The sequence below is a fragment of the Sedimentitalea xiamensis genome (genome assembly GCF_030164465.1).
Classification (GTDB): domain Bacteria; phylum Pseudomonadota; class Alphaproteobacteria; order Rhodobacterales; family Rhodobacteraceae; genus Sedimentitalea; species Sedimentitalea xiamensis.
In genome coordinates, this window is record NZ_JASNJE010000008.1 from 134,750 (window position 1) to 143,991 (window position 9,242).

Genomic DNA, 9,242 nt, shown 5'->3' on the forward strand with positions numbered 1-9,242 from the left:
AGGTCGGCGTCAGCTGTTGCGGCGCTGGACCTCGCGCATGAACCGGTCGCGGATCACCACCGGGTCCATGGCGATGACCGGCAACTTGATGTTGCCGCTGATGCATTTGCTGACAATGACCGTCATCTTGTCGCCCTCCAGCGCAGTCTTCAGCGCCTGCGCTGTATCCTTCGCGGCCACTTCGACGACGGTTTCGCATCCGCAGGCCCGCGCAACGGCGGCCAAGGATGTCTTCTTGCCCGCATAAGTCGGCTGGTCGCCGGTGGAACCGTAGCTGCCATTGTCGATGATCAGCAGTATGAAGTTGTCAGCGACGTTGTTGGCGACGGTCGGCAGGGTGCCGAGATTGGTCAGGACCGATCCGTCGCCGTCGATGGCGATGACCTTTTCCTTCTGCGCCAGGGCAAGGCCCAGCCCGATCGAGGAGGCTAGTCCCATGGTGCCCAGCATGTAGAAATTGCTCGGCTGGTCATCAATGTGGTGCAGTTCCTGGCTTGGCAGCCCGATGTTGCAGACGACCAGATGGTCGGAGATCAGGGGCACGATTTCGCGCAGTACCTCGGAACGGATCATGATCAGTATCCTCCCCAGAAAGACGCATCGGTCAGGATGGCCACGGGCTTGTTGCACATGTAGGTGTATTTCAGGATCTTGTCGAACTCGCCGACATCCTCCTGCCGGTGAAAATGGTAGGTCGGGATGTGCAGCTGCGCCAGCAGTGCCTTGGTGTGCACGGCCATTTCGACCTGGCAGGCAATCGGCTCGCCCAGTTCGCCGCGATAGGAAATCAGCATCGGCAGCGGAATCCGGTAGAACTGGATCAGCGTCGCCAGCGTGTTGCCCGTCACCCCGAGGGCCGTGTTCTGCATGATGATCGCCGCCCGCTTGCCGCCCATGAAGGCCCCGGCGCAAAGCCCCATGCCTTCGTCTTCCTTGTTGGACGGGACGTGGTGGATCTGCGGCGATCTTTCGACCTGGTCGATCACGCCGCCCAGCTGCTTGCAGGGCACGGTGGTCACGAATTCGATTCTGTTGGCCACGAAGTCGGCCACGATTTTCTCGTCGATGGACAAGGGATCCCTCCTGTGGGTTGGCGTCAGGGCGTGAGCATGATCTTGGGCGCGGCGCAGCGCCCGGCGCGAATGTCGTCGAATGCGGCGGGCCCGTCGGACAGCGGGCGGTGATCGACCCAGCCCAGCGTGCCGAGGCGACCATCGAAAATGGCCTGGGCCGTATCGCGAAAGTCCCGGTCGGTATAGGTATAAGTGCCGATGAAGGTGATTTCCTGAAGGGTCATGCGCCGCACGTCGAGGCCGCCGGTGGCCTCGCCCAACCCGATGTGCAGGATCGCCCCGCCCGGTCGGACGGCGGCGCAGGCGGCGGCTCGGGTCGCGACATGGCCGACCCCGTCGATGACCATGTCGCTGGAACTGTCGGGCAGTTGATCCGAGCCCATCGTGGTGAATTCCGGCATGGCGGCGAGCCTGTGCCGCCGGATGGGGTTGGGTTCTACCAGCGTGATTTCTGCGACCCCGGCGGCATGCAGCGCCAGCGCCGCTCCGACGCCGATGGTGCCGCCGCCCAGAACCGCGCAGCGCAGGGTGTCCGGGATTTGCCCCAGCGCGTTCAGGCCGAGGCGCACCGCGTGCCAACCGCAGGCCAGTGGTTCGCAAAGTGCTGCGTTGGCCAGGTCCACCCCGTCGGGCACGGCGACGAGGTTGCGGTGCGGAACGGCGACCAGTTCGGCAAAGGCACCCTGACGCGGCGGCATCGACAGGATCTGCCGGTTCGCGCAGAGATTGCCGCGCCCGGAACGGCAGGCGGGGCAGGTGCCGCAGGTGACCAGCGGGTTGATCGTGACCCGCTGCCCCTGCGCCGGCCCGTCGATGACGATGCCGGAGGCCTCGTGGCCGAGGATGAGTGGGGCGGGGCGGCGCTCGTCATGTCCGAGAAACGCGTGCATGTCGGACCCGCAGATACCCGAATGATGGACGCGCACGAGGCTTTCGCCGTCACCCGCCACGGGATCGGGACTGTCGCACCAGCCCATCCGGCCCGCCCCCTGGTAAATCAGCGCCTTCATTTCGCGGTGAATCCTCCATCGACGAACAGGACCTGCCCGGTCACGTAGTCCGATGCCCTGCCGCAGAAGAACAGCAACGGCCCGAGAAGATCGCGCGGTTCGCCATTGCGGCCGACGCAGGTCTGGTTGGCATGGCGCCGGGCCAGCGCCGCATCGGCAAAAACCGGCGCCGTCAGTTCGGTGCGGAAGAATCCCGGCGCCAGCGCGTTGGCGGTCACGCCATCGCGCGACCAGGCCTCGGCCATGGCGCGCGTCAACTGTTCCACGGCGCCCTTGGATGCGCCATAGGCGATGCCGTTGGCGAAGGCGCGGCGGGATTGCAGCGACGCGAAATTGATGATCCGTCCCCAGCCTTTCGCGCGCATGCCGGGAACCATCGCCTGGGCCAGGAAGAACGGCGCGGCGAGGTTGAGGTTCTGCGTCAGGTCCCACATCTCTGGTGTGACCGCATCGGCATGCTGTCGGGTGTTGACGCCGGCGGCATTGATCAGGATGTCCGGCGGGCCAAAGACGTCGGCAATCCGCTGCGCGACCTCCGGCAGGCCGGTTCTGTCGGACAGGTCGGCGGCCACGAGGGCGGTGTCGCCGTCGGTTTCGGACCGCCAGGCCGCGAGCGATCCGGCCCGGCGCGCAACCCCGATCACCTGCGCGCCCGATCCGGCCAGCGCCGTTGCCGCGAAGCGCCCCAGCCCGCTGCTGGCTCCGGTGACGCAGGCGATCTTGCCGCGCAGATCGAAAAGGGCTTCCGCCTGCATGACCTATCCGTTCGCCGTCAGATCGAAGGATTCATCGGGGAAATACTTGCGCAGCCGGATGTCGGCGCTTCGGGCGTGGCCTTCCATGCCTTCCAGCCGGGAAATCCGGGCGGTGGCCTCGGCCACCGGGCGCGCGCCTTCGCGGGTCGACCGCTGCCATGTGACGATCTTCATGTATTTGTGCACCGAAAGTCCGCCGGTATACTTGGCGCTGCGCGACGTGGGCAGCACGTGGTTGGTGCCGGACGCCTTGTCGCCGAAGGCCACGGTGGTTTCTTCGCCCAGGAACAGCGATCCGTAGCATTGCAGCCGGTCCAGCCACCAGGGCAGATCCCGCGCCTGAACCGTCAGATGTTCGGGCGCATAGGTGTCGGAGGTGGCCGCCATCTCTTCGCGGTCAGAACAGAGGATGACTTCGGCATAGTCGCGCCAGGCGGCTTCGGCATTGGCCCGGTTCAGCTCCGGCAGATCGGCGATGAGTTCGGGCACGCGGGACAGGACCGTCTCGGCCAGCGCGCGGTCTGAGGTGACGAGCCAGACCGGCGAGTTGTATCCGTGCTCGGCCTGGCTGACGAGATCGGTGGCGACGACTTCGGGGTCGGCGGTGTCGTCGGCCAGGATCAGGCTGTCGGTCGGGCCGGCGATCATGTCGATTCCGACGCGGCCGAACAGGATGCGCTTGGCTTCGGCGACGAACTGGTTGCCGGGGCCGACGAGGATGTCCGCCCTTGGAAGCCCGAACAGTCCGAAGGTCATCGCCGCGACGCCCTGCACGCCGCCCATGGCCATGATCCGGTCCGCGCCACAAAGCTGCGCGGCATAGATGATCGCAGGCGCCACGCCTTCGTTCGGACGGGGGGGGGAACAGGCGACGATATGCTTGCAGCCGGCGACCTTGGCGGTCGTCACGGTCATGATGGCGCTTGCGATATGGCTGTAGCGCCCGCCCGGCACATAGCATCCCGCCGCCCGCACCGGGATTGCTTTCTGTCCGGCGACGAGGCCCGGCACCACCTCGTATTCGATATCGTGCATGGTCTGTTTCTGCGCCTCGGCAAATCGGCGCACATTGTCATGGGCAAAGCGGATATCGGCCTTGAGCTTCTCCGGAACCAGGGCGCAGGCGGCGCGGATATCGTCCCCGGTCAGGAGAATGTTGCCGCCATACTGGTCAAAGCGATTGGCATAGGCCCGCGCCGTGTCGTCGCCGCCGGCCTCGATGTCGTTCAGGATCTTCTGGACCGTTTCGTGGACGTCGCCCGCATCGGTCATCGCTGTCTTGGTGGCTTGCTTGAGATAGGTCGGGGCCATGGGGGACGGATCCTGTTCGGGTGATTCCGGGGCGGGCGGCGGTCTCGCATGAATGTAAGCGCTTGCATCCGCTAATGCAAGCGCTTACATTTGCATTAACCGCACTTCGGGACATCGGGAATGGAACCGTCTGGATTGCCGACCTTGCAGGACGTGTCGCGCGTCGCGGGGGTATCGACCGCGACGGTGTCGCGATGCATCAACGACCCTTCGAAAGTCGCCCGCAAGACCCGCGAGCAGATCCAGAAGGCGATCGACGAACTGGGCTATACCCCGAATTTCGGCGGCCGGGTGCTGGCCTCGCGGCGGACCAATTCCGTCGGCGTGGTCATTCCGACGATGGACAATGCGATGTTCGCGGGCGCCTTGCAGGCGTTTCAGGAAGTTCTGACCGACGCGGGAAAGACCTTGCTGGTCGCCAGTTCCGGCTATGATCCGGCGCAGGAGTTCAGGCAGATCCGGGCGCTCGTCGCCAATGGCGCCGACGGTTTGCTGCTGATCGGAACGGACAGACCGCAGGACACCCGCGACTTTCTGGCGCGGCGTCGGGTGCCGCATGTGCTGACCTGGTGTTTCGAACCGGATTCGACGGCCTGCATCGTCGGGTTCGACAACCGGAAGGCGGGGCGGCTGATCGCGGAGGCCGCGCTCGCGCTGGGTCATCGCAACGTGGCGATCATCGGCGGGATCAGCCGGAACAACGACCGGGCGGCGGGGCGCATGGCCGGCATGCGCGATGCCTTGGCGGCGATCGGCCCGCCGGCCCGGATCACGCGCGTCGTCGAAACCCGTTACGGGCTCGACCAAGGAGGCGACGCCTTTGATGTCGTGATGCAGGCGAATTCGGCACCGACCGCCGTCTTGTGCGGGAACGACGTTCTCGCGACCGGAGCGATCCTGCGGGCGCGGGACCGGGGCATCCGGGTGCCGCAGGATGTATCGATCACAGGTATCGACGATCACAACCTGGCCCGCGTCGTCGCTCCGGCCCTGACGACGGTGCGGGTTCCGCAGCGCGAGATGGGGCGGCAGGCCGCCCGTGTCCTTCTCGGTCTGATCGCGGGCGACAGGACGTTGCGGGGCTGCGAGGTCGAGGTCAGCCTGGTGCGGCGGCAGTCGCTGGCAGGGCCGCCGCCGGGCGGCTGACCGGCGCTACTTGACCGCTGCGGTCACGATGACTTCGACCTTGAGCGCGTCCGAGGCGAGCCTGGCTTCGCCGCAGGCGCGCGCCGGGGCGTGGCCTCTGGGCACCCAGGTGTCCCAGACGGCGTTCATTTCCTGGAAATCGGCCATGTCCGCCAGCCAGATGATGGCCTGGAGCATGTGGTCGCGGTCCGATCCGGCCTCTTGCAGCAGGGCATCGACCCGCGCCAGGCAGTCTTCGGTCTGTTCGCGCACGGTCGCGCCGTCCCCGACCTGGCCGCAAAGATAGGCGACGCCATTGTGCTTGACGATCTTGCTCATGCGGTCGGATGTGTGATGGCGTTCTATCATCTGTCTTCTTTCTGCTCTGATGGCCCGTGGGCCTGCGATGTTGCTGGCAAGGTCCCATCCTGCCCGTCGCACCGGTGCGGTCAAGGGGCCTTGGCGCTTTTCAGAGTCCCGGCAGCCACAGCGCCAGTTGCGGAAAGGCGACCAGCAGCGAACGGCCGATGCCGGGTCCGCCGCCCATGAAGACCCAGGCGCCGATGACGTTGGCGGCCGGGAATGCCAGCGCCACCGGCATCCCCAAGGCCATCAGGACCATGATCGCGCCCAGCCGCAGCGCCAGCGCCTCGAACCATTCCGTTATTCGTGAATCCCCGCTTCGCCCGTGTGCATGAGTTCCGAGCCGAAGTCGAAGTGTGAAAACCCGACCGCCATCAGCCGGAAGCTGAGCGGGAAGGCGACCCGTCCCGCCGCTGCCCGTGATCCGGTACGCCTGCACCCAGCAGGAGGCCGAGGCCCTGGTCGAGGAGGCCGTGACCGACTGGCCGCCGCTCATCGGTCTGTCGATGCGCGCCAATGCCATCCGCCTGCTGGCCTCCATGTATCACGTCCATGGCTCGACGCGCTTCTCGCGCGGCTGGGTACGCCCATCCTGGTGGCGACGCAGCCCGTCGATTTTCGCAAGGGACATGATGGGCTCACCGCGCTGGTCCAGTCGGTACTGCGCAAGGACCCGTTCACCGGGACCGTATTCGTGTTTCGGGCCAAGCGGTTGGATAGATTGAAACTGCTCTATTGGGACGGCAGCGGTCTGGTGTTCGCCATCGGTCTCGAACGCATGGCGACCAGATGGCTCACCCTACAAGCGGCTCGAGGACACGACCTTCACCTGGCCCGCGATCCAGAACGGGACGATGGCGCTGAACCACGCGCAGTTCGAAGCGCTTTTTGCCGGTTTGGACTGGCGCAAGGTCAAGGCGCTGGAGACCCGCCTCAGCGAAAGCACGGTGAAGCGCACCATCATCGACTTCCTGCGCGAAGGCATTCTTATCGAGACAGGGCGACGGCAATCCTGTCAGTCTGCCAGTGACCAAAGCAATGGGAGAGGTGATTGACAGCCTGCCGGAAGGACAGGATCTGCTGGTGACCTCTTTGACTGGCAAGCCACTAACCGCGCTGCGCGCGTCCCAAATCATCCGCGACCTCAAGATCCGGCACAACAAGAAGGTCGACGACGGTTTGCTGAAAGTGCGGATTCGCGACGAGCTGCGCCCCTACGACATGCGCGGCACCGCAGCGACGGCACTTCTGCGCGCCGGCTGCTCGCTCAACGAGATTGCCGTGACAACGCGAAGGGTCAAAAGCACGGTCGCTGCGCGAGTTGATCGTGGACATGGAAAACGAAGTGCTGGCCAACGCTGGCGTCGATGTGTTCGAAGAAGTCTTCAAGCTGATATTCACGAAGCTGTATGACGAGATGGCCACGCATCGCGGACAGCACCCATACCTACGCTTCCGCAACACCAACACCGCCGCGCAACTCAAGCGCGCGATGCAAGACCTGATCGTGCTGAGCACGCCGCATTGGGACGACCCAGAGAAGAAACGCAGCCGTGTTGCCCGGTACATGGCCACGCCTTCCTTATTGTGCGGACTGGATCGTGTTAGTGCCTCTGTCGTCGATCTGCGCAGGCACAAGAACGCCGAAGGCATTCGATTGAAGAATGGCGACAAGCGCCTTGTCGAGTATGGCGACGACGCCTTCGCGAATGCGGCCCGTAACCGGCTGCGGATCATCAACGACATGCTGGAAAGCCATTGGGCAGACTTGGCGCGTACAGACGAGCAACTGGCGGCAGACCTGAAAGAAATGGTAGGGACGCGCGATGATGAAGCGGCTCAGTCATTCGACTTCGCCGCGCGGACGGTGCACCGCGTCTTCAACAACGAAGACTGGGAACAGGGCGGGAGGTTCTATGGGGCATGGTGGATCAGTTGCCCGAGCCGACTGAGGCCGTACATCCTTATAAATGGCAAGCGCACAGTGGAAGTGGACTATTCGGGCCTGCACGCGGCCATGCTCTATGCCCAAGATGGCCAACCCATCCCGGATGACCCCTATGAGCGGTGCTTGACGAAGAAGGACAACAAGACCGAACGAAAGCTGGTCAAGCTGACTTTCAACGCACTCCTGAATGCAGACAGCGTGAACCGGATAAGCGAGATTGAAGACTACTCGCCAGAGATCACTAGGCGAAGCTGGCATGATTTCAAATGGTACATCGTCAGCAAGTACCCAGAGTTCAGGCAACACTTCGGCTCAGGTGTCGGGCTGCGCCTGCAGCGGAAGGATAGCGACTTGGCGGAAAAGGTCATGCTGAGGTTCGCGGCCATGCGCTATGCCTGCTTGCCAGTGCATGACAGCTTCATCGTTCACCACGGATTACAGGATGAGTTGGACCGGATCATGCGAGAGGCATTCGAAGCGGAGTTCGGTGTCAGTGGCAAAGTCGGGGTGGATATCGGCATCGGGGAAGTTGTGCCGGGGTGCGACGTGCCAATCGAACCAGACTTGGACCGGCTCCTTAAATCGGAGGGCTATGAAGCACGGCTACATGCCTTTTGGGACAGGCAGAGCGCAGCCGAACAAGATCAGGTACTTCCTTCTAGTATGAAGGGATAATGGAATAGCTCGTAACTTCAATGCTTTACTAGTGAGATGGGAAAAAATGAGGGGTGTGACCATTGTTTATCCCCCCTTGTTCGGGCACGCGCCTCCCGGCGCTCCCTCATTACTGGTAACGATAAGGAGCGCCGGGATGGATCAAATCTTAAACCGTCCGATGGCGTCGTTGAGTTGTTCCAGCGTATAGCCTTCCCTCAGATAGACTTCCTGCGTCACGCCTGACCGGGCGTGGCCAACGATGCACTGGATGATCGGCTCTGGCACGTTAGCCTGCCCCGGCCGCGTTACCACCGTGTGCCGCAGGCTGTGGAATACAAGACCCGGTTGCTTGATCCCCAGCTTGGGCAAGAAACTCTCATTGCACCAGCGGCCCAAGTTGCGACCGTAGCCGCCATTGGCGCTGTAGCTGTAGTCTGGGAACAGGCGGCTGCCGTTCCTGCGACTTTCAACGAAGTCGAGAAAGCCAAGGCGGATCAACTCGGAATGCAGTGGCACCTTGCGCCGTCCTGCCTTCGACTTGACGTTCTTGGTGTCGTCGCCTTCATCCGTGATATTCAGGAACCATGTGTCGCCGTCCTGCTTCACGTCGGCAATGTCGAGTTGGCAAATCTCGTTCAGTCGCGCCCCGGTAAACATGCCCAAGAGCATCCCCCACTTGTGGCTGTCTTTGCGAACCAGCCCGGACGGGTTTTCCGTCAGCTCAGTGTAGATCAAACGTGCTTGATCCGGTTTGAAGGGCTTGCGCTCACTCTCGCTGGCTTTGTCCTTCTTCACCTTCATGCCTTCAAAAAGCGTGTGCGGCGCATGTCCGTGCCGTTCCGCCCAGTCAAAGAACATCTTGAACATCTGGATATGGCTAGAGGTGGTCCTGAATTTTCGACCAGTTTTCCGCCGGGCTAAGCGATAGCATTGGTTTCATTTCAGGCGGCGGCTTTCAGGTTCGGGGCTCGACTATCATATGCCTCGCCCGGCGTCAGCA

General features: G+C 63.4%; 11 protein-coding genes and 1 pseudogene. 5 read left to right on the forward strand and 7 right to left on the reverse strand.

Features of this window, described 5'->3' with window-relative positions; translation table 11 throughout:
• Nucleotides 1–9 precede the first annotated feature (9 nt).
• Genes comE through hisD form a run of 5 tightly spaced genes read right to left on the reverse strand, consistent with a single transcriptional unit; the run spans nt 10 to nt 4,149 of the window.
• Nucleotides 10–573: a sulfopyruvate decarboxylase subunit beta gene (gene comE / locus QO034_RS09285; RefSeq protein WP_284485239.1), complete on the reverse strand. Its 564-nt coding sequence runs from the start codon at nt 571–573 to the stop codon at nt 10–12.
• A gap of 2 nt (nt 574–575) precedes the next feature.
• Nucleotides 576–1,073, reverse strand: coding sequence for a sulfopyruvate decarboxylase subunit alpha (locus QO034_RS09290; protein WP_284485240.1), 498 nt, complete (start codon nt 1,071–1,073; stop codon nt 576–578).
• Nucleotides 1,074–1,096: 23 nt separating this feature from the next.
• Entirely contained in the window at nt 1,097–2,083 is a 987-nt protein-coding gene (locus QO034_RS09295) for a zinc-dependent alcohol dehydrogenase (protein ID WP_284485241.1), read from the reverse strand.
• A complete protein-coding gene (locus QO034_RS09300) occupies nt 2,080–2,838 on the reverse strand; it encodes an SDR family NAD(P)-dependent oxidoreductase (protein ID WP_284485242.1) in 759 nt (252 codons plus the stop codon). The genes QO034_RS09295 and QO034_RS09300 overlap by 4 nt, the downstream gene beginning before the upstream one ends.
• 3 nt (nt 2,839–2,841) lie before the next feature.
• Complete coding sequence (gene hisD, locus QO034_RS09305) at nt 2,842–4,149, reverse strand: histidinol dehydrogenase (protein ID WP_284485243.1); 1,308 nt, start codon at nt 4,147–4,149, stop codon at nt 2,842–2,844.
• Nucleotides 4,150–4,269: 120 nt separating this feature from the next.
• Between hisD and QO034_RS09310 the strand changes: the two genes are divergently transcribed.
• On the forward strand, nt 4,270–5,295 hold the full coding sequence (locus QO034_RS09310) for a LacI family DNA-binding transcriptional regulator (protein ID WP_284485244.1): 1,026 nt from the start codon (nt 4,270–4,272) through the stop codon (nt 5,293–5,295).
• Between the two features lie 6 nt (nt 5,296–5,301).
• Here the strand turns inward: QO034_RS09310 and QO034_RS09315 are convergent, their stop codons facing one another.
• The gene (locus QO034_RS09315; RefSeq protein WP_284485245.1) at nt 5,302–5,643 is read right to left on the reverse strand and encodes a RidA family protein; all 342 of its coding nucleotides are present in this window, start codon (nt 5,641–5,643) and stop codon (nt 5,302–5,304) included.
• Nucleotides 5,644–5,968: 325 nt separating this feature from the next.
• Between QO034_RS09315 and tnpB (QO034_RS23340) the strand changes: the two are divergent.
• From tnpB (QO034_RS23340) to QO034_RS09335, 4 genes and pseudogenes are all read left to right on the forward strand, one after another.
• Nucleotides 5,969–6,400, forward strand: a pseudogene (gene tnpB, locus QO034_RS23340) (IS66 family insertion sequence element accessory protein TnpB); the annotation flags it as partial.
• Nucleotides 6,372–6,692, forward strand: coding sequence for an IS66 family insertion sequence element accessory protein TnpB (tnpB, locus tag QO034_RS09325; RefSeq protein ID WP_284485256.1), 321 nt, complete (start codon nt 6,372–6,374; stop codon nt 6,690–6,692). The pseudogene tnpB (QO034_RS23340) and the gene tnpB (QO034_RS09325), both read left to right, overlap by 29 nt.
• On the forward strand, nt 6,676–7,050 hold the full coding sequence (locus QO034_RS09330; RefSeq protein ID WP_407696749.1) for a hypothetical protein: 375 nt from the start codon (nt 6,676–6,678) through the stop codon (nt 7,048–7,050). Before tnpB (QO034_RS09325) ends, QO034_RS09330 begins: the two co-directional genes overlap by 17 nt.
• Nucleotides 6,971–8,260: a hypothetical protein gene (locus tag QO034_RS09335; protein ID WP_284485247.1), complete on the forward strand. Its 1,290-nt coding sequence runs from the start codon at nt 6,971–6,973 to the stop codon at nt 8,258–8,260. Before QO034_RS09330 ends, QO034_RS09335 begins: the two co-directional genes overlap by 80 nt.
• 141 nt (nt 8,261–8,401) lie before the next feature.
• Here QO034_RS09335 and QO034_RS09340 read toward each other — a convergent pair whose 3' ends face one another.
• On the reverse strand, nt 8,402–9,109 hold the full coding sequence (locus QO034_RS09340; RefSeq protein ID WP_284485248.1) for a site-specific integrase: 708 nt from the start codon (nt 9,107–9,109) through the stop codon (nt 8,402–8,404).
• Between the last annotated feature and the right edge of the window lie 133 nt (nt 9,110–9,242).